The organism is Leeuwenhoekiella aestuarii, assembly GCF_004104055.1.
GTDB classification, from domain to species: Bacteria; Bacteroidota; Bacteroidia; order Flavobacteriales; family Flavobacteriaceae; genus Leeuwenhoekiella; species Leeuwenhoekiella aestuarii.
Window position 1 is genome coordinate 324,151 of the sequence record NZ_QOVJ01000002.1, and the last position, 18,404, is coordinate 342,554.

Annotated in this window: 20 protein-coding genes; 10 read left to right on the forward strand and 10 right to left on the reverse strand. The window is 36.0% G+C overall.

Annotated features, from left to right (window positions below; translation table 11 throughout):
• Nucleotides 1-5 precede the first annotated feature (5 nt).
• Nucleotides 6-725, forward strand: a complete 720-nt coding sequence (locus DSM03_RS07360) for a response regulator transcription factor (protein WP_128761074.1) — start codon at nt 6-8, stop codon at nt 723-725.
• Nucleotides 726-748: 23 nt separating this feature from the next.
• Here DSM03_RS07360 and miaA read toward each other — a convergent pair whose 3' ends face one another.
• From miaA to DSM03_RS07410, 10 genes are all read right to left on the reverse strand, one after another.
• Nucleotides 749-1,657: a tRNA (adenosine(37)-N6)-dimethylallyltransferase MiaA gene (miaA, locus tag DSM03_RS07365; RefSeq protein WP_128761073.1), complete on the reverse strand. Its 909-nt coding sequence runs from the start codon at nt 1,655-1,657 to the stop codon at nt 749-751.
• Entirely contained in the window at nt 1,650-2,495 is an 846-nt protein-coding gene (locus DSM03_RS07370) for an ion transporter (RefSeq protein ID WP_128761072.1), read from the reverse strand. Before DSM03_RS07370 ends, miaA begins: the two co-directional genes overlap by 8 nt.
• Nucleotides 2,492-2,857 (reverse strand): hypothetical protein, encoded by a 366-nt coding sequence (locus tag DSM03_RS07375; protein WP_128761071.1) that lies wholly within the window; start codon nt 2,855-2,857, stop codon nt 2,492-2,494. Before DSM03_RS07375 ends, DSM03_RS07370 begins: the two co-directional genes overlap by 4 nt.
• A gap of 3 nt (nt 2,858-2,860) precedes the next feature.
• Nucleotides 2,861-4,252, reverse strand: coding sequence for an exonuclease domain-containing protein (locus tag DSM03_RS07380; RefSeq protein ID WP_262707733.1), 1,392 nt, complete (start codon nt 4,250-4,252; stop codon nt 2,861-2,863).
• Nucleotides 4,253-4,283: 31 nt separating this feature from the next.
• Nucleotides 4,284-4,946 (reverse strand): YggS family pyridoxal phosphate-dependent enzyme, encoded by a 663-nt coding sequence (locus tag DSM03_RS07385; RefSeq protein ID WP_128761069.1) that lies wholly within the window; start codon nt 4,944-4,946, stop codon nt 4,284-4,286.
• Nucleotides 4,947-5,082: 136 nt separating this feature from the next.
• Nucleotides 5,083-6,315, reverse strand: coding sequence for a DUF1015 domain-containing protein (locus DSM03_RS07390; RefSeq protein WP_128761068.1), 1,233 nt, complete (start codon nt 6,313-6,315; stop codon nt 5,083-5,085).
• Between the two features lie 38 nt (nt 6,316-6,353).
• Nucleotides 6,354-6,719, reverse strand: a complete 366-nt coding sequence (locus tag DSM03_RS07395) for a hypothetical protein (RefSeq protein WP_128761067.1) — start codon at nt 6,717-6,719, stop codon at nt 6,354-6,356.
• A 105-nt stretch (nt 6,720-6,824) separates the two neighbouring features.
• Nucleotides 6,825-7,712, reverse strand: coding sequence for a 3-hydroxybutyryl-CoA dehydrogenase (locus tag DSM03_RS07400; protein ID WP_128761066.1), 888 nt, complete (start codon nt 7,710-7,712; stop codon nt 6,825-6,827).
• A gap of 93 nt (nt 7,713-7,805) precedes the next feature.
• Nucleotides 7,806-8,102 carry a putative quinol monooxygenase gene (locus tag DSM03_RS07405; RefSeq protein ID WP_128761065.1) on the reverse strand — a complete coding sequence of 99 codons (297 nt, stop codon included), beginning with the start codon at nt 8,100-8,102 and terminating at the stop codon, nt 7,806-7,808.
• A gap of 17 nt (nt 8,103-8,119) precedes the next feature.
• Nucleotides 8,120-8,950, reverse strand: a complete 831-nt coding sequence (locus tag DSM03_RS07410; RefSeq protein WP_128761064.1) for an SAM hydrolase/SAM-dependent halogenase family protein — start codon at nt 8,948-8,950, stop codon at nt 8,120-8,122.
• A gap of 109 nt (nt 8,951-9,059) precedes the next feature.
• Between DSM03_RS07410 and DSM03_RS07415 the strand changes: the two genes are divergently transcribed.
• From DSM03_RS07415 to DSM03_RS07455, 9 genes are all read left to right on the forward strand, one after another.
• A complete protein-coding gene (locus DSM03_RS07415; RefSeq protein WP_128761063.1) occupies nt 9,060-10,013 on the forward strand; it encodes a PhoH family protein in 954 nt (317 codons plus the stop codon).
• Nucleotides 10,014-10,027: 14 nt separating this feature from the next.
• Nucleotides 10,028-10,981 (forward strand): phosphoribosylaminoimidazolesuccinocarboxamide synthase, encoded by a 954-nt coding sequence (locus DSM03_RS07420; protein WP_128761062.1) that lies wholly within the window; start codon nt 10,028-10,030, stop codon nt 10,979-10,981.
• Between the two features lie 75 nt (nt 10,982-11,056).
• Entirely contained in the window at nt 11,057-12,427 is a 1,371-nt protein-coding gene (locus tag DSM03_RS07425) for an alanine/glycine:cation symporter family protein (protein WP_128761061.1), read from the forward strand.
• Nucleotides 12,428-12,572: 145 nt separating this feature from the next.
• Nucleotides 12,573-12,989, forward strand: coding sequence for a response regulator (locus tag DSM03_RS07430; RefSeq protein ID WP_128761060.1), 417 nt, complete (start codon nt 12,573-12,575; stop codon nt 12,987-12,989).
• Nucleotides 12,989-13,555, forward strand: coding sequence for a heme NO-binding domain-containing protein (locus DSM03_RS07435; protein WP_128761059.1), 567 nt, complete (start codon nt 12,989-12,991; stop codon nt 13,553-13,555). The genes DSM03_RS07430 and DSM03_RS07435 overlap by 1 nt, the downstream gene beginning before the upstream one ends.
• Nucleotides 13,527-15,911, forward strand: coding sequence for a PAS domain-containing sensor histidine kinase (locus DSM03_RS07440; protein ID WP_128761058.1), 2,385 nt, complete (start codon nt 13,527-13,529; stop codon nt 15,909-15,911). Before DSM03_RS07435 ends, DSM03_RS07440 begins: the two co-directional genes overlap by 29 nt.
• On the forward strand, nt 15,892-17,025 hold the full coding sequence (locus DSM03_RS07445) for an FIST signal transduction protein (protein ID WP_128761057.1): 1,134 nt from the start codon (nt 15,892-15,894) through the stop codon (nt 17,023-17,025). Before DSM03_RS07440 ends, DSM03_RS07445 begins: the two co-directional genes overlap by 20 nt.
• Nucleotides 17,026-18,090 carry an ATP-binding protein gene (locus DSM03_RS07450; RefSeq protein WP_128761056.1) on the forward strand — a complete coding sequence of 355 codons (1,065 nt, stop codon included), beginning with the start codon at nt 17,026-17,028 and terminating at the stop codon, nt 18,088-18,090.
• Nucleotides 18,083-18,400 (forward strand): Hpt domain-containing protein, encoded by a 318-nt coding sequence (locus DSM03_RS07455; RefSeq protein WP_128761055.1) that lies wholly within the window; start codon nt 18,083-18,085, stop codon nt 18,398-18,400. The genes DSM03_RS07450 and DSM03_RS07455 overlap by 8 nt, the downstream gene beginning before the upstream one ends.
• Nucleotides 18,401-18,404: the final 4 nt, after the last annotated feature.

The window sequence follows — 18,404 nt, forward strand, 5'->3', positions numbered from 1 at the left end:
ACATAATGGAAACAGAAAACAAAAAAATCTTACTCGTAGAGGACGATCCAAATTTCGGAACGGTTCTTAAAGATTACCTTTCAATGAACGACTATGACGTTACCCACGCCAAAAATGGTATGGAAGGCTTTGAGAAATTTAAAAAAGACGACTTTGATCTGTGTATCTTAGATGTGATGATGCCTTATAAAGATGGTTTTACATTGGCTAAAGAAATACGCGAGAAAAACGAAGATGTGCCTATTATTTTCTTAACCGCTAAAGCGATGAAAGAAGATGTATTGAAAGGATACAAAGTAGGGGCAGATGATTACCTGAACAAGCCTTTTGATAGTGAAGTATTGCTTATGAAGATCAAAGCAATTATGATGCGTAAGGCTACAGATTCTGTTGCAGACAGCAAGCAGTTTGAATTCAATATAGGTAACTTCTTCTTAAATTCTAAGCTACGTTTCTTAACATATAAAGACGAAGAGCCTAACAAACTTTCTCCTAAAGAAAACGAATTATTACGTCTGTTAGCTTTGCATGAAAATGATTTAATGCCTCGCGAATTGGCTCTTACAAAGATATGGAGAGACGATAACTACTTTACATCTCGTAGTATGGATGTCTATATCGCAAAATTACGTAAATATTTAAAGCGTGATGATACAGTAGAAATACTCAATATTCACGGTGAAGGTTTCCGCCTTGTAGTTAAGAGTGAAGAAGAAAAAAAATAGTGGTATAGATAAGAGTGTCTTTTTTAAAAAGACACTCTTTCTTTTATCGTTGTTATAATTTCTTGGGAAGGAATCTCATGATCAAACCAGATAATTGACTCATCTTTACGATACCAGGTCAATTGGCGTTTTGCAAAGCGTCTGGTATTTTTCTTAATTTCTTCAATAGCAGTTTTTAAGTCATAAACGCCATCAAAATAACTAAATAGTTCCCGGTAGCCTACCGTTTGTAATGCATTGAGATGCTTTTTATGTTGTAAGTAGCGTACTTCCTCCAAAAGCCCGTTTTGCATCATGAGGTCTACACGCAAATTAATTCGGTCATAAATAAGTTGCCGTTCTGCAGTAAGGCCTATTTTTATAAAATTAAAATTTCTCTTTACCGTATTTTTTGCTAAATAGGAAGAATAAGGATTTCCGGTACCTATACAGATTTCCAGAGCTCTAATTAAACGTTGTTTATTATCCAGATCTATTTTATTATAGTGAATAGGATCAAGGTCTTTTAAGAGGTTCTGTAAACTTTCAATACCATTGTTTTCTACCTGTAGAATTAAGTCTTCACGTATTTGAGAATTCACATCTGGAAAACGATCTAATCCGTTAAGCACTGCATCTACATATAGCCCAGAGCCACCTACCATAATAACAACATCGTGAACCTTAAAAAGGTCGTCGAGTTTTGAAATAGCTTCTTTTTCAAAAAGTCCTACATTATACTCTTTTTCGATAGATATATGCTGAATAAAATGATGTTTGGCAGCTGCCAACTCTTCATTGTTTGGCACAGCAGTTCCTATTTTCATTTCTTTAAAAAACTGCCTGGAATCTGCAGAAATGATTTCGGTATTAAACTGCTTGGCAAGTTTTATCCCCAGAACTGTTTTACCTATAGCTGTGGGGCCTACAACAGCGATTAAAGTTTTATTCATAATGAAGACTGTATCCGCATTGGTGACAATATTTTGCAGAATCCTGGTGCTTTTTAGAACCGCAATTGTGGCAAACCTGTGTATTTAAATGTAGTTTTTGAGGATCAGGTTGTGGTTTATTACCTTTAGCCATTTCTGCACTTACAATACCTGTGGGTACTGCGATAATTCCGTAACCCATTATCATGATCACGGTGGCTATAAACTGACCTAATGCTGTAACTGGTGCGATATCACCAAAACCTACAGTGGTTAACGTAACAATGCACCAGTAAATACTTACCGGAATACTTTTAAACCCGTGTTCTGGGCCTTCTACAATGTACATCAAAGTACCAGCGATGACCGACAGAATCATTACGGCAAATAAGAAAACCAAAATTTTTGGTCTGCTATCTTTTAAAGCTTTTGCCAGTTTGTTTCCCTCACCAATATACCGAGTCACTTTTAAAATCCTGAAAACGCGCAAAAGCCTTAAAGCTCTTATAGTTAGTAGCGCATTTGTACCCACAATAAAAAAAGATAGATACAACGGAATGGTAGATATGAAATCAATTAAGCCATAAAAGCTAAAAATATATGCCGTAGGTTTTCTGATTGAAATTACTCTCAAAATATATTCTATAGTGAAGAAAATGGTTATAAACCATTCTCCTATATAAAAATACTTACCGTATTCAGCTTGAAAAGATGAAACACTTTCAAGCATGACTAATACTACGCTCAGAAAAATTAAAATAAGTAGAACAACATCAAAAGCTTTTCCGGCGGGAGTATCTGCTTCATAAATTATTTCATGAAGTTTTGTTTTCCAAGTATGTTTTTGTGGTTGTGTCAAAGAGTTAATGTTAATTCTTCAAGATTTTTAGCCAAGAGTTGTTTTTTGAATGCTGGTTTGAATTCAAGTTCAATAACTCCTTTTGAAGCTTTAGAACCGTGTTTAGCTAAAGCTTTTTGCCCCTTTAAAACTGAAATTTTTGATAGTTCTGAAGGAGGAATAGTCTCTAGAAAATTATCTATTTTATAGAATTTACTGTCAATAAGCAGCACATACAATGGTTTATTTTCTTCAGCTGAAGTTGAAGATTGACAAATGAGCCGTATTTGTTTTGTATCTGTTAGATCATCGTGCTCATTGTCTTGCACAGAACAATTGCAACAGAAAGCAAGCAAGAGAATAATAAGTAGCTTTTTGATCATAGTTTAGTTTTCTAATTCGGTTAGCTCCATTATTTTGATCACTTTACGAGAGCGCAGGTAGCTTTGAATAATATGCCTGGCATCGCGATTATCTTCCATTGGTGTAATGATGCGTTCTAAAATATCCAAATTATTCAACTGATGATTCAGGTTATAATAACCAAAACCTTTAAAAATTCCTTCTTCAATTAAAATAGCACTGCGTTGTTCTTTAGTTGGACCGCGATCTATGATAATGAAGTTCTTATTTTCAAACGTATGTTTTTTAATGAAAGCTTCAACACGTTTATTATAAGTCTCAGGTATTTCCTCTCCAATACAAGCTCCGTCACAGGTTTTTATGGTGTAGTTAAAACAATTGCCCTCAGTCTGATGTAAACCGGTTTTACTTTGACACAAATTATACTCTTCAAGCATTCTAGCCAAATAAGCTTTTCCTGAAGGAATTGTTGCAAAAGTAATGATGCTGGACTTAGTGCTGTCTGCTTTTTCTACCCTTAGGTTTAAATACCCCTTGTCATCAATAAAACTCACCAGCTGAGCTTTAAACTTAACCCGTCTCAACGCCCGGTTGTGTTTAGGCCTGATTTTTTTTATTTCTTCATTCTCTTTAAGAAGTGCAACGAGTTCGCTTCCGGTCTCGTCATAGCTTACCGCTTCAACTTCTTTTTGTATTTGTTTTGATTTTCTATTATCGCTTGTAAAATGCTGATTGAGCCTTTTTTTTATATTTCGGCTTTTGCCAATATAAATAACGCTTCCGTTAGCATTATGCATATAGTAGACTCCCGTGACACTAGGTGTTTCGGTAATGAGATCACGTAGTTTAGTATCTATTTGTTTTTTGGGATTGAGTTTTATAGACTCTTGTATGATGCTTTTTTTTGTGTCTTTGGTCAACAATAATTTAAAGAGTTTTACTGTGGCTAAAGCATCACCATTGGCTCTGTGCCGGTCTGTAATAGGGATTCCTAAGTTTCTTACTAACTTACCCAGACTGTAGCTGTTTTGACCGGGAAGTAACTCCTGAGCAAGTTCTACGGTACACAGACTTTTACGCTGATAATCATAACCAAGTCTGTCAAATTCTAATTGTAAAATACGATAATCAAACTGGGCGTTATGAGCAACAATAATGCAGTCTGTTGTGATCTCAATAATACGTTTAGCAACCTCATAAAACTTAGGCGCATTGCGCAACATCTCGTTATTTATACCGGTAAGACCTACCACAAAAGCTTGTATGGGACGCTCGGGATTAACAAGACTTATAAATTGATCTACAATTTGATGTCCGTCGTATTTGTAGATAGCAACCTCGGTAACTCCCTCATCATTGTATTTTCCTCCTGTAGTTTCTAGATCGAGTATTGCGTACATAAAATGTTTTAAAATCTTATATTCTATAGATTGGTTTAGTGAGCGTCTAATTGTCGTAATTACGAGCACCAAAAATAGCACTTCCCACGCGAACCATTGTGCTACCGTGTTTCAAAGCAATAGGATAATCACCGCTCATCCCCATAGAAAGCACTTTAAAACCATACGTATCTTTAAAGGTATTGTAAATTTTTTCAAGTTGAGAAAACTCGCGGCTAATTTGTGTCTCATCATCTACAAATGAAGCCATCCCCATCAAGCCTACTACGCGAACATTAGGATAATTATTCGCAGTATTATGTTCTAAAAACTCTTTAGCGTTTTCTGGAGACATACCAAATTTACTATCCTCTTCAGCAATTTTAACCTGAAGCAGTACATCTATAATTCGATCATTTTTTTTAGCCTCTTTATTGATTTCTTTAAAAAGCTTTAAGCGGTCTGCACTGTGTATTAAACTTACATACGGAGCCATATACTTGACCTTATTTGTTTGTACATGACCTATCATATGCCACTGAATGTCTTTAGGAAGGGCCTCCCATTTATCGGTCATTTCCTGAATTTTGTTTTCGCCAAAAACGCGTTGACCAGCAGCATAAGCTTCTTCAATATCCTCGTTAGGTTTTGTTTTTGAGACAGCTACAAGTGTTACCTTCTCAGAGAGAGATGCTTTAAACTGACTTATATTTTGAGTTATTTCAGACATAAATAGTATTAATCAATAATCGAAAAATGATCGTGCTTTATAATTATGAACACCAATTATAACTTAGCAACTTTATGCTTGGTTATTGGGTATCACTTTTTTGTAAAGTTAAGTATTTGTAATGGGCTACAATAATTTAGAGAAACTCATAAATGGTAACACCACTGCGCAATTTAGGCTGAATGAATGTCGACTTTGGTGGCATCGTTAAGCCTTCATCAGATATGTCTTTGATTTGCTGTGATTTCGCCGGAAACAAGCTAAAGGCAACCGCAAACTTTTGCTGATCTACTTTTTCTTTTACGCTCAACATATCGTTTTTACCCTTCCCGTAGGCGAGACGTTTATCCTCTCGGGGATCTTCAATTTTGAGCAAGGGTTTTAAAACCAATTCATAAAGAATTTGAGCATCTAAACTTTCTAAAGCATTGTTGAAGTTCTGATGGTGTTTGCGTAATTCAAGAATATAAAAATTACCAGCGAGATACATGCTAAAATTATGCAAAGCAGCAGGCTGAATAAACTCTTCACCGCGATTTTCAATTTTAAATATCGAATCTAATTTGATTAAAAATTCGTCGCTGTCCATACCGTAAAGGTCTGTGATCATTCTGCTGAAGGCATGAATGCGCAAATGAGATTCTGGTATGATGTAACTCATAAAATAATTATGAGCAGAGCTTTCGATATTTTGTTGATTTAAATCATCGGCAAGCAGTGCAGATGAACTGGAGCGGTGATGCCCATCGGCAATGTATAGCTCAGGCATTTTGGCGAATAAATGTTGAATTCTTTCAACCACTTTTGAATCACACACCGGCCACAAATAGTGCGTGTCACGATAGGTTGTGGTAAACTCATATTCAGAGCGCTGGTGCATTATTAGGTTGCAAATCTCGCTCAATTCATCAGAGTCAGGATGTGTGAGTAAAACCGGTTCTGCATTAAATCCGGTAGCTTTTAAATATTCTTTAAAAACCTCTTCACGTTGTTTTATTGTATTTTCATGACGTTTGATGTTGTTGTTTTGATAATCAGCAACACTCGCTGCACCTATAATACCTATAAATTCTTCAGCATCACGGTTTATGATTTTATAAACGTAAAATGATGGTTGATGTTCTTCAATAAAAATGCCTTCCTCTTTAAATTCCAGATAACGGTTGCGTACCAGGTTGAACCGCTCTTCACCACTGATAACTTTATGGTATTTATAACCGGGATTCACAATGTGTAAAAACGAATACGGGTTATTTTCTAACCGTGCTTTACGTTCAGACTTAGTATAAGTATCATACGAGCGCGACGCGATAAGACTTACTTTATCTCTAGTAGGACGTATGGCTTTAAAGGGAATTATTTTGGGCATTAACTCTTTATTTTTCCAACTGAATTCAAATGTGAGAATTATTTTAGGATATAGCTAAGCTCATTTGAAATACTGTAATTCTCTTCCCCAAGAAAGACCAATTTGTCCTCCAAAGCCATTTTCACAGTATCATAATTGCGCGTATGAAAGTTACAACAACAAGCTACGCGTTTTCCGTCTATAATTAAATGCAGATAGGATTTTGAATAATACCACATTTTGGTAAATCCATCAAATTCATTAATATCGAATCGCTGCGCGTATCCAACACCTAAAAAACTGAATTTTTCTAAGTGATCACTGCTTAAAATCAATATATCTGCGCGTTTTCTAAACTCTGTAAGTAGAAAAATCAAGCAAAATAAACATAAACCTATCATTCCACACAAACTGAAAATACTCAATTTTTGAAACTGTTCAGTTAAGACTAAGACACAAATTGCTATCAGATAAATAACTACTAAAAAGCAAAATAAACTGAAAAATGAAACTTTAGATTTTACCACAGTTTAAGCAAATTGAGCCGCGACAGTTTCTGCTTTTCTGCTTTCGCTATAATTGTAAAAACCTTCTCCAGATTTCACACCCATTTTACCTGCGCGTACCATATTAACAAGCAAAGGGCAAGGCGCATATTTAGGATTTTTAAAACCTTCATACATCACTTCTAGAATTGCGAGGCACACGTCAAGGCCAATAAAATCTGCAAGCTGCAACGGTCCCATTGGGTGTGCCATACCTAGTTTCATAACGGTGTCTATCTCAGCAACGCCGGCAACACCATTGTATAAAGTTTCAACAGCTTCATTGATCATAGGCATCAGAATACGGTTAGCAACAAACCCAGGGTAATCATTTACCGGAACAGGAGTTTTTCCTAATTGTTCAGCAAGTTTTGTGATGGTTTTTAAAGTTGCTTTTGATGTGCTATACCCGCTAATAATCTCAACCAATTTCATAACCGGCACCGGATTCATAAAATGCATCCCAATAACTTTGTCTGCGCGTTTTGTAGCTGAAGCAATTTGTGTAATGGAAATAGAAGAAGTATTACTTGCTAATATAGTATTAGGCTTGCAGAACTCTTCAAGATTTTTGAAAATATCAAGTTTAATTTTATGGTTTTCACTTGCGGCTTCAACAACAAGATTGGCTTGAGAAACGCCTTCTTTTAAATCGGTTAATAACTTAATATTAAGAAGTGTGTTATTTTTCTGGGTTTCAGTAAGGACTTCTTTTGCTACTTGGCGATCTAAGTTTTTTGTGATTGTTGCAATCCCATTTTTCAAAGAAGCATCACTTATGTCTATAAGATTGACATTGAATCCGTTTTGAGCGAAGGTATGTGCAATACCATTCCCCATTGTTCCTGCACCTATTACAGCTATATTTTTCATAAAAGAAGTTATAAAAGAATATTGAATAGAATTTACAATATTCTGTATTTTATAATGTTTTAATTGAATTTTCTCTTGAAAAAAGAAAGAGGGTTAATGTAAAGTTACGAATTTTTCAACGATCCAAGCTTCGGGTTTTTCGTTAAAAAGGACTTTGGTCTTCGCCCAGGTGGTCTTAAATAAGGTACTATTTCGATAGCTTTCTAAAGCTTGAGTATCTTTCCAATAACTGTGCGTGAAGAAAATTCCAGTATCTTTTTCGCCATGTAATAATTCTAAAAATTCACAGCCCTCAAAATCCCGAATTTGTTCTTTTACCTGATCAAAAAGAGCTAAAAAATGAGTTATATCTTCAAGTTTAAATTCCATTTTAACCAGGCGTACAATCATAAATCAAAGCTTTGTGTTTATTCAAAAGTAATACTTACGGAATCGCGATAATCTAGACCAAAAAGGGTAGAGGCGCTACCTACTGTACTAGGGTTACTTTTATAAATAGCAAGTTCCAGATAATTTGAGGAGTTGAAAAGGGCTATTTTTTTACCGTCTTCTTCCCGCTTTGCTTTTTCAATATCAAAATTGATCGCATCGCTATACCGCTCATGAATTTTTTTAAAATGTGCACGTCTTGCCTGTATGATAAAATTGCGGCCTTTTCCCACATCATCAAACAGACGCCGTGTGATGTTTGTGATCACATTTCCGTAGTTATCAACATAGATTACGTTACCTATAATTTGCTTTTGATCGCTGTTAATAACTGGCATAATTCCCGTAATCGCCTTGATTTCTTTAATAGGTTTGCCAATAACTCCTAAAGTCCCGCCACGAGCGATATGACAAGCAACCTGTACAAAAACATCAAGTTCTGTAAAATTGGTTTTAATCCGGTCGTGAATATTGATCTCAACAAGCTCTTCAGGAACAATAGTGCGTGTGATCATAGACATAATCCCATTGTTGGCACAAACAAAATAATGCCCTTCAACTTTAACTGCAATGTGTTTATTTTCAGCATTTTGTTCAGAGTCTATACCAATAACATGTATGGTTCCTTTGGGGAAATTACGGTAGGCATTCTGTATTATATATGCGGCTTCGGTTATGTGAAAAGGAGACACATTGTGCGAGATATCAACAATTTTGGCATCAGCCATTTCGCTGTAAATAGCGCCTTTAACCGCACCGGCAAAATGGTCTTTTAAGCCGAAATCAGTGGTTAATGTTATAATGGGCATAGGCGGTTTTGTTGATATTTTTAAGGGAGATAGTTCGTAAATTTAGTTACATTTGTTAAGCACAAAACTAAAGATAATTAACTAGTTTTTTTATAAAATTCTTCCGCTTTTGAACGAACTTATCATCGAACTTTCAGAGATCACGCCAAGGGAATTCTTTGGTCAAAACAATAGTAATATTGAACTTCTTAAGAAGTACTTTCCCAAGTTAAAATTGGTTGCCCGGGGCAATCATATAAAAGCCTACGGGGATGAGGATCTTTTGGAAGAGTTTGATAAACGCATCACGATGCTGCTTGAGCATTTTGCAAAGTATAATAAGCTTGATGAGAATACAATTGAGCGTGTTTTAACAAGCGAAAGCAGAGCAGATTATGAGACTTCTCCCGAAAGTGGGGAAATCTTAGTGCATGGAGTGGGTGGTAAGCTTATTAAAGCTCAAACGGCAAACCAGCGTAAGATGGTAGATCTTGCTCGTAAAAATGATATGGTCTTTGCTATTGGGCCTGCGGGTACGGGTAAAACCTATACTGGTGTTGCACTAGCGGTTAAGGCTTTAAAAGAAAAACAAGTTAAACGTATTATTCTTACCAGACCGGCAGTAGAAGCAGGGGAGAACCTAGGTTTTTTACCGGGAGATTTAAAAGAAAAGTTAGATCCTTACATGCAGCCATTGTACGATGCATTGCGTGATATGATTCCACATGAAAAGCTAGAAAGTTTTATAGAAAAGGGAGTGATACAAATTGCACCTATGGCTTTTATGCGCGGTCGTACCTTAGATAATGCCTTTGTGATTCTTGATGAAGCGCAGAATACTACTCACGCCCAGATGAAGATGTTTTTAACCCGTATGGGGAAACACGCAAAATTCCTGATAACCGGAGATCCCGGGCAGATAGATTTGCCTCGTCGTGTGATAAGTGGGCTTAAAGAAGCACTTCTGGTGCTAAAAGATGTAAAAGGTGTGGGTATGATTTATCTTGATGATAAAGATGTTATACGTCATAAACTGGTTAAAGAAGTTATCGCTGCCTATAAAGCGATAGAAAACAGAGATTAAATATTAGAATATAAATGTCAAATAAAACCATCACAGATACAAACTACGACTTTCCGGGGCAGACAGATGTATACAAAGGCAAAGTACGTGAAGTTTATAGTCTTCAGAATGATTTACTGGTGATGATCGCAACAGATCGCCTGAGCGCGTTTGATGTTGTGATGCCCAAAGGAATCCCTTATAAGGGTCAAATCTTAAATCAGATTGCGACAAAAATGATGCGTGATACCGAAGATCTGGTACCTAACTGGCTTGAAGCTACTCCAGATCCTAATGTTGCGGTGGGTAAAAAATGCGAACCTTTTAAAGTTGAAATGGTTATTAGAGGTTATATGAGTGGGCATGCTGCCCGGGAATATAAATCCGGTAAGCGTATACTTTGTGGTGTCGCTATGCCTGAGGGAATGCAGGAAAATGATGAATTTCCTACACCTATCATCACACCGGCAACAAAAGCTGAAATGGGAGACCATGATGAGGATATTTCTAAAGAAGATATTCTAAAAAAAGGAATCGTTTCTGCTGAAGATTATGCTATTTTAGAAGATTACACCTATAAATTATTTCGGCGCGGAACTGAAATTGCTGCTGAGCGCGGACTCATTTTAGTGGATACTAAATATGAATTTGGAAAAACTGCAGATGGTAAGATCGTATTGATCGATGAGATTCATACGCCAGATTCTTCTCGCTATTTTTATGCAGATGGGTATGAAGAACGTCAACAAAAAGGTGAAGCACAGAAGCAACTTTCTAAAGAGTTTGTGCGGCAGTGGTTGATAAGCAATGGATTTCAAGGATTAGAAGGACAGCAACTACCAGAAATGACAGATGAATATATCGAGACGGTTTCTGAACGCTACATTGAGTTATTTGAGAACATCACCGGCGAGCAGTTTGTAAAAGCAGATCTTGATGCAATTGATAAACGAATAGAAGATAATGTTCTAAATTATCTAAAAAAATAAGTTTCAGGATTGATTCAAAATTTCACTTAACCGAAAAGTTAACTAGTTATCTTTTCGGTTTTTTATTTTTAATATATGGAACAATTAAATCATTGGATTGCAGAAGCTGCTTCATTTGTTTGGGGGTTACCACTTTTAATATTGCTTATTGGTGGCGGCTTGTATCTTTTGGTTTATTCTCGATTTCTTCCTTTTAAATATTTTGGTCACGCTATAGACGTGCTTCGAGGTAAATATGATAATCCTGATGATCCGGGCGAAATCAGTCATTTTCAGGCATTAATGACTGCCTTATCGTCTACTGTGGGTATGGGTAACATTGCTGGTGTTGCAGTAGCTATCGCTGTGGGAGGTCCCGGTGCAGTTTTCTGGATGTGGGTGAGTGCTATCGTAGGGATGAGTACTAAATTTTTTACCTGTACGCTTGCTATTTTGTATAGGGGTAAAGATGATTCTGGTGCAATACAAGGTGGCCCTATGTATTTTATTACAGAAGGTCTTGGAAAAGCGTGGAAACCTCTCGCTGCTTTTTTTAGTATTGCCGGTCTTGTTGGAGCTTTACCGGTTTTTAATGTAAATCAACTCACGCAAGCTATAAATGATATTTTGCTAATTCCTAATGGAATTCCAAAAGGTTTTTCTACAGATTTAACCATAGGTATTGTGCTCGCTGTGATAACAGGAATTGTAATTCTCGGTGGCCTCAATCGAATCAGTAAAACGGCATCTAAGATTGTACCGGGGATGGTTGTACTGTATTTTTTAGCAGTACTTGTTATTTTGTTTATCAATGCTTCTGAAGTGCCCAGATATTTCAAACTAATTTTTACCGATGCTTTTGCAGCAAATAATTATACCGGTGATCCAATGCTGGGGGGCATTTTAGGAGCTTTAATTATTTTAGGTATTCGTAGAGGAGCTTTCTCCAACGAAGCTGGAATAGGTACGGCGCCTATGGCACACGGTGCAGCAAAAACCGAAGAACCTATTCGAGAAGGATTAGTAGCAATGTTGGGCCCATTTATAGATACTATCATTGTATGTACGCTAACGGCTTTGAGCATTCTGGTTACCGGAGTTTGGCAAAGCAGTAACGCAAATGGTGTAAGTCTTACCGCAAAAGCTTTCTCAGATGCAATGCCGGGCTTTGGTTCTTATGTATTATTGATTTGTATTGCGGTATTCAGCATTAGCTCTTTATTTTCGTATTCATACTATGGTACAAAGTGTTTATCGTTTTTAGTAGGAACACGCTACAAACACCTCTACAATTACTTTTATATAAGCAGTATTCTAATCGGAGCAACTACTTCTCTAAGCTTAATGATCAATCTTATTGACACTTTTTTTGCACTTATGGCAATCCCTACAATGCTTGCAACCCTTATTCTCGCTTCTAAAGTAATGACAAAGGCAAGAGTGTATTTTAAGATGATTAAAAGTTAGTAAAAACCATTTGTCTACACTTAATTGCAACTCGTCTACACTTAGTGCCATTTTCAACGTCTTTTGAAAGTATTAAATTCCATTTTATTGAAATTTGTATACAAACCCAGCTTAAATCTCGACTATCGAGTAAAAACCCTATAAAATGCGCAAACGAGTATTATCTATTTTGCTGATTGAAGATGACCGTATTGAGGTTATGAAACTCAAACGTGTGCTTTCTAAAAATCAATTGAAACACCATCTGAACGAAGCTAAGAATGGTGAAGAAGCCTTAGAAGTATTGCGTGACAAAAGCAAATTGCCAGACATCATTCTTCTGGATCTCAATATGCCTAAGATTAACGGGATAGAGTTTTTAAAAATTTTAAAAAACGATCCTGTACTAAAATATATTCCTACAGTAATTCTAACAACTTCTAGTAATCATAATGATGTAAAGCAGTGCTATGAGATAGGTATTGCAGGATACATATTAAAACCTTTAAAATATGAAGATTACGTAGATAAAATAAATGGTTTGTTGGAGTATTGGAGTCTTAATGAGTTAATTCATTTTTAATGAAGGGAATTGTATTTACAGAGTTTTTGGAGTTAGTAGAAGAGAAGTTTGGATTAGAGATGGTAGACGATATCATCACTGCTTCTGAGTTAGAGTCCGGCGGAGCATATACCGCTGTAGGCACTTATAAATTTTCAGAAATGGTACAGCTGCTTACGCATTTAAGTGAGCGCACCCAGTTATCTGTAGATGATTTATTGTATACCTATGCATTGCATTTTTTTAAGGTTATTCAGCGTAGCTACCCGGGGCTATTAAATACCTACTCAGATCCTATAGAATTGATTGCTTCTATAGAGAATCATATACACGTTGAAGTGCGTAAAATTTACCCTGATGCGCAGCTTCCTATTTTTAAAATTGTAAAAAGGTCAGAAAATACATTAATTTTAGATTATCTTTCTAGCAGAGCGATGTATAGTTTTGGATTAGGATTGATGCACGAGTCGTTCAATTATTTTAATAAGAATTTTAAAATAGATTTTGAAAAGATAAAAGAAGATGGGACTTATGTACGATTTTTTATAGTCAATACAGATGAAAACAGCGAATCCGGATCTATATAAAAGAATTATTGAAAGAGAGCGTAAAGCCCGTAAAATCGCAGAATCTATTCTTGAAGAAAAATCTTCTGAACTTTACACGTTATCAAACAAATTAAAAAAATTTAACGAGCGACTTCAATCTTTAATTTATCAGAAAAATTCTGAGTTAGAAGGCTTATTTGAGAATCTTGCTGATGCTTATGTTGTTATTGATCTAGAGGGGCACGTTCTCAAAATGAACGATGCCGCAGTTTCTTTAATGGGCTATGATTCTAGTAAAGAGTTAGTTTTTTTACCTAAAATGGTCGCTAAAGGCGAGCAAGAACATGTTTCTGAGGCATTTATAAGTTTACTTAAGACCGGTAGCATGACCAATTTTAAAGTAAATATTATTACAAAAAGTGGAGAAACCCGCTTGGTTCACATAAATGCAAGCACCATTCTTGACGAAAATAACGTTGCTGTTGCAGCACAAGGCATTGTAAGAGACATTACTTCTGAAGAAAAAAAGGCAAAGATTATTGAAGAGCAAAAACGACAACTTGAGTTTATCGTTAATAGTTCACCATTAGGAATTGCACTTACTACAAATGGTCTCATAGAAAAATGTAATGATAGTTTTACACGAATTCTGGGGTATCCTGAATCAGAAATTCTAGGTAAAAATCTAAAGTCTATTACTATTGCTGCTGAAGAATCTGATTATGAATCTCAACGAGAAGCCTTACATAATGGTAAGTTAGATTCATTTGTAACTACCCAAAAATACATAACAAATAGCGGTCAGATCATCAGTACAAAAATTAATGTAAGTGCTATTCGACAGAGTGATTCTGTAATGCATCAACAGGAGGTGATCACTATTGAAGATGTAACTAATGAACTGTTAGCAAAAGAAAAGTTGGTTGAGTCAGAAAACAGACTTTCGGCTTTAATTTTAAAACTACAAAGCGGTGTTTTATTAGAAGATGAAAACCGGAAAGTAGTGCTTACAAATCCTATGTTTTGCGACATATTTGGCATTCCGGCTTCACCTGGAGATATGGTTGGAGCAGATTGTGATGCAGCTGCAGAACAAAGTAAAATCCTCTTTAAAAAACCTGAAGAATTTATAAAACGAATTTCAGAAATACTGGATAAGAGAGAAATTGTCACAGCAGAAGAACTAGAGCTTGTTGACGGAAGAGTGTTTGAACGTGATTTTATTCCTATTTATTCTAACGGCAACTACACAGGGCACCTTTGGAGTTATACCGATGTAACACTTAAAAGACGTTATAAAAATAACCTGCAGCAACAAAAAGAGAAGTATAGCAACATCATAGCTAATATGAATCTGGGTTTACTAGAAGTAGATACAGAAGATCATATTCTAATGGTAAATCAAAGTTTTTGTGATCTGAGCGGATATTCAGAAACTGAACTGGTTGGACAAAAAGCTGCAGAATTATTTATGCCCCCTAAGAGTAAAAAAATAATTCTAGATAAATTCAAATCTAGAAAACAAGGTGTTTCTGATTCTTATGAAGTTGAGGTATATCGCAAAAATGGAGAAAAAAGAAACTGGCTCATAAGTGGTGCTCCCAATTTTGATATCAATGGAAAGTTAGTTGGAAGTATAGGGATTCACCTTGATATTACAGAATTGAAAAATCTAGAAGCTCAAAAGGAAAAACTACTCAAAACTTTAGAAAAGAGTAATATAGAATTGCAAGAATATGCACACGTAGTATCTCATGATTTAAAAAGTCCATTGAGAAGTATCAATGCATTAGCTAGCTGGATCAAAGAAGATAATGCAGAAACACTTGATGAACAAAGTCTTGAAAATTTCAGCATTTTAGAAACGACCTTAGAGAAGATGGAAAGTTTAATTTCTGGCATTCTCAATTACAGTAGTATTCAGCTTGAAAGCATACACGATGAGGCTACAGACGTTAATGAGGTTTTAAGCGATATTAAAGATCTTATTTTTATACCAGAACATATAGAACTTATTACCGCAAACGAGCTGCCGGTTATTCAAGTAGATAAAACCCGTTTGCAACAAGTTTTACAGAATTTAATAGGTAATGCTATTCGCTATTGCGATAAAGAAAAAGGCTACGTCAAAATACATTATACCGAAGAAAAAGAATGTCATGTTTTTGCAGTAGAAGATAATGGGATTGGGATAGAGAAGGCATATCATCATAAAATATTCAATATTTTTCAGTCACTTACAGATCATAAAGAATCTACCGGTATCGGACTATCAATCGTAAAGAAAATCGTGAATCTGTATGAAGGCGATACCTGGTTAGAAAGTACTCCGGGATCGGGTAGTACATTTTATTTCAGTCTTAAAAAAGAGCATAATGAAGATCAGACAAGGTAGTCTCAATGAAGCCAGAATATGGAAACATCTCAACGAAGAGGTAAAACTTGATGCACCTCTTGTTCTCATTTTTGCAAACAGACACTTGCTGGAAGAAGATTATATTTTTAGCACAATGCGGCATCTGTTTCCTAATGGGCATCTAGTTTATGCATCTACATCAGGAGAAATTTTGGGCGATCAGGTAAGTGATGGCGGGCTCGCTTATACGGCTATAGAGTTTGAGAATTCTACATTTAAAATAGTTTCTGAAAATATTTTGAATCACGAGAAAAACAGTATAGAAACAGGTAATATTCTTGCTCAAAAAATAGATAAAGCAAATCTCAAACACCTTTTTGTAATTGCAGAGGGTAGTTATATAAATGGCAGTGATCTCATAAAAGGTCTGGAGTCTGTATTGCCTGATGAGGTTGCCGTCACCGGCGGACTTTGTGGTGATGATGCACGGTTTGAAAAAACCTTGTGCGGGTATAACTCTAAAGCAAAAGCGGGAGAGGTGATTGCCATAGCATTGTATGGAGAATCGCTTGAAATTAGTTTTTCTAACTACGGCGGTTGGTTTGCTTTTGGTCCGGAGCGTACAATTACAAAATCTACAGGTAACATTCTTTATGAGTTAGATGATAAACCGGCTTTAGACTTATACAAAACTTATCTTGGAGATAAAGCAGCAGAGTTACCGCAAGCTGCTCTGTTTTATCCCTTGAGTGTGCATTCTGCGGAAAAAGAACATCCGGTTGTACGCACTATTTTAAATATTGATGAGACCGACAATGCGATGATTTTAGCAGGGGATGTTCCCGAAGGTTCGCGGGTTAAACTGATGATGGCTACAGTAGACGGTATTGTAGATGGTGCGCTTGAAGCGGCAAAAGCCGCAGTTGCAAAGCGAGAAAGTGCAGCCCAACTTGCCATTTTAGTGAGTTGTGTGGGTAGAAAACTAGTAATGGATCAACGGTCTGAAGAAGAAGTAGAAGAAGTTATAGAAATCGTGGGTAGTCAGGCAGCAATTACCGGCTTTTATAGTTATGGTGAGTTGTCACCTTTTGCCAATGAGCGCAGCTGCGAACTGCATAATCAGACTATGACATTGACCTTAATAAGCGAGTAAATGAACCCACTTTTAAAAAGACAAATACGCAAGCACCTTCAGGAAGAAGGTATCGTAATAGATGAGAAGTTTTCGGTCTTTTTGAATGCAGTGAGTAGTTCATATGCTAATTATGAAGAGCAGTTGTTAATGGTGCAACGGGCAATGTCTTTAAGTTCTGACGAGTTAGTCGAGGCTAATAAGAATTTAAAGAAAGAAAGTACACAGCAACGTGAGATCATAGACAGTCTCACCCAGACTATCGCTAAACTTCAGAAATACGGAAATGCAGAAGAACTTCCTAAAATTAACGAAAATAAAAAGCTAGACGGGCTAGAGCTTGCGCGAGTTATAGAAAGTCAAACTAGAGAAATTATCAACTCTAATCAACAGCGTCAGGCCTTATTAGAAAAATTAGAAAAACAGAATAAGGAGCTTAATGATTATGCTCACGTTGTTTCACACGATTTAAAATCTCCTTTAAACAATATCAATGCGTTAACTAATTTTATTCTAGAAGACGGAAATATTGATGAAGATGCTTCGCAAAATCTCAATTTAATTTTAGAGCACGTAGAGCATATGCATAGTCTTATTGAAGGAATTCTGGAGTATTCTGCCGTAGATAAAGCTGATGGTGACAGTTACACCGTAGATCTGGATATTCTGGTCAAAAATCTTTTAGCTACGATGCACATCCCTGAAAATTTTGAAGTAGAAATTCAAAAAGAACTACCACTTGTTGAGGGTAACTCTTTTAGATTTCAGCAGTTATTTCAAAATTTAATACAAAATGCTATTCAGTATAATGACAAGGAGCTGGGGCATATTGCAATAGGATTTGAAGATGAAGTAGATTATTTTAAGTTCAGTATTAAAGATAATGGTAAGGGGATAGAAAAACAGTATCATGATAAGATTTTTCAGGTATTTCAAACGCTGGAAGATGCTTCAAAATCGAAGGGAATAGGACTGTCTATAGTCTCTAAAATCATCAAATTTTATGGTGGAAAAATCTGGCTTGAATCTCAAACCGGCGAAGGAACCACATTCTATTTTACAATTCCAAAATATAGTGATGGATAATCCTAATCTTAATAAAATAAGAGAGATAGCTGGTGATCAGGTTGAATTTCAGAAAGAAATGATAACCATCATAAAAGAAGAACTACCTGTTGAGGTTGAAGTTTATCGCAAAAACCTGAATGCAAAGTATTTTCTTAAATCTGCAGAAGATGTTCATAAATTAAAACATAAAATAAGTATCTTGAACATGGCAAATAGCTACGAGCTTGCCATAAACTATGAGAATGAACTACGAGCTGGTAACCCTGAACTGGCCGGGCAATTTGAAGAAACACTTCAAAATATGCTTGATTTTGTAGCAAAATTGTAACCTA

What these genes read in the sequence shown, in the direction of transcription:
- DSM03_RS07360 (WP_128761074.1), top strand. Translation starts at nt 6, where the DNA reads ATGGAAACAGAAAACAAAAAAATCTTACTCGTAGAGGACGATCCAAAT.
- miaA (WP_128761073.1), bottom strand. Translation starts at nt 1,657, where the DNA reads ATGAATAAAACTTTAATCGCTGTTGTAGGCCCCACAGCTATAGGTAAA.
- DSM03_RS07375 (WP_128761071.1), bottom strand. Translation starts at nt 2,857, where the DNA reads ATGATCAAAAAGCTACTTATTATTCTCTTGCTTGCTTTCTGTTGCAAT.
- DSM03_RS07385 (WP_128761069.1), bottom strand. Translation starts at nt 4,946, where the DNA reads ATGTCTGAAATAACTCAAAATATAAGTCAGTTTAAAGCATCTCTCTCT.
- DSM03_RS07390 (WP_128761068.1), bottom strand. Translation starts at nt 6,315, where the DNA reads ATGCCCAAAATAATTCCCTTTAAAGCCATACGTCCTACTAGAGATAAA.
- DSM03_RS07400 (WP_128761066.1), bottom strand. Translation starts at nt 7,712, where the DNA reads ATGAAAAATATAGCTGTAATAGGTGCAGGAACAATGGGGAATGGTATT.
- DSM03_RS07405 (WP_128761065.1), bottom strand. Translation starts at nt 8,102, where the DNA reads ATGATTGTACGCCTGGTTAAAATGGAATTTAAACTTGAAGATATAACT.
- DSM03_RS07410 (WP_128761064.1), bottom strand. Translation starts at nt 8,950, where the DNA reads ATGCCCATTATAACATTAACCACTGATTTCGGCTTAAAAGACCATTTT.
- DSM03_RS07420 (WP_128761062.1), top strand. Translation starts at nt 10,028, where the DNA reads ATGTCAAATAAAACCATCACAGATACAAACTACGACTTTCCGGGGCAG.
- DSM03_RS07425 (WP_128761061.1), top strand. Translation starts at nt 11,057, where the DNA reads ATGGAACAATTAAATCATTGGATTGCAGAAGCTGCTTCATTTGTTTGG.
- DSM03_RS07430 (WP_128761060.1), top strand. Translation starts at nt 12,573, where the DNA reads ATGCGCAAACGAGTATTATCTATTTTGCTGATTGAAGATGACCGTATT.
- DSM03_RS07435 (WP_128761059.1), top strand. Translation starts at nt 12,989, where the DNA reads ATGAAGGGAATTGTATTTACAGAGTTTTTGGAGTTAGTAGAAGAGAAG.
- DSM03_RS07440 (WP_128761058.1), top strand. Translation starts at nt 13,527, where the DNA reads ATGAAAACAGCGAATCCGGATCTATATAAAAGAATTATTGAAAGAGAG.
- DSM03_RS07445 (WP_128761057.1), top strand. Translation starts at nt 15,892, where the DNA reads ATGAAGATCAGACAAGGTAGTCTCAATGAAGCCAGAATATGGAAACAT.
- DSM03_RS07450 (WP_128761056.1), top strand. Translation starts at nt 17,026, where the DNA reads ATGAACCCACTTTTAAAAAGACAAATACGCAAGCACCTTCAGGAAGAA.
- DSM03_RS07455 (WP_128761055.1), top strand. Translation starts at nt 18,083, where the DNA reads ATGGATAATCCTAATCTTAATAAAATAAGAGAGATAGCTGGTGATCAG.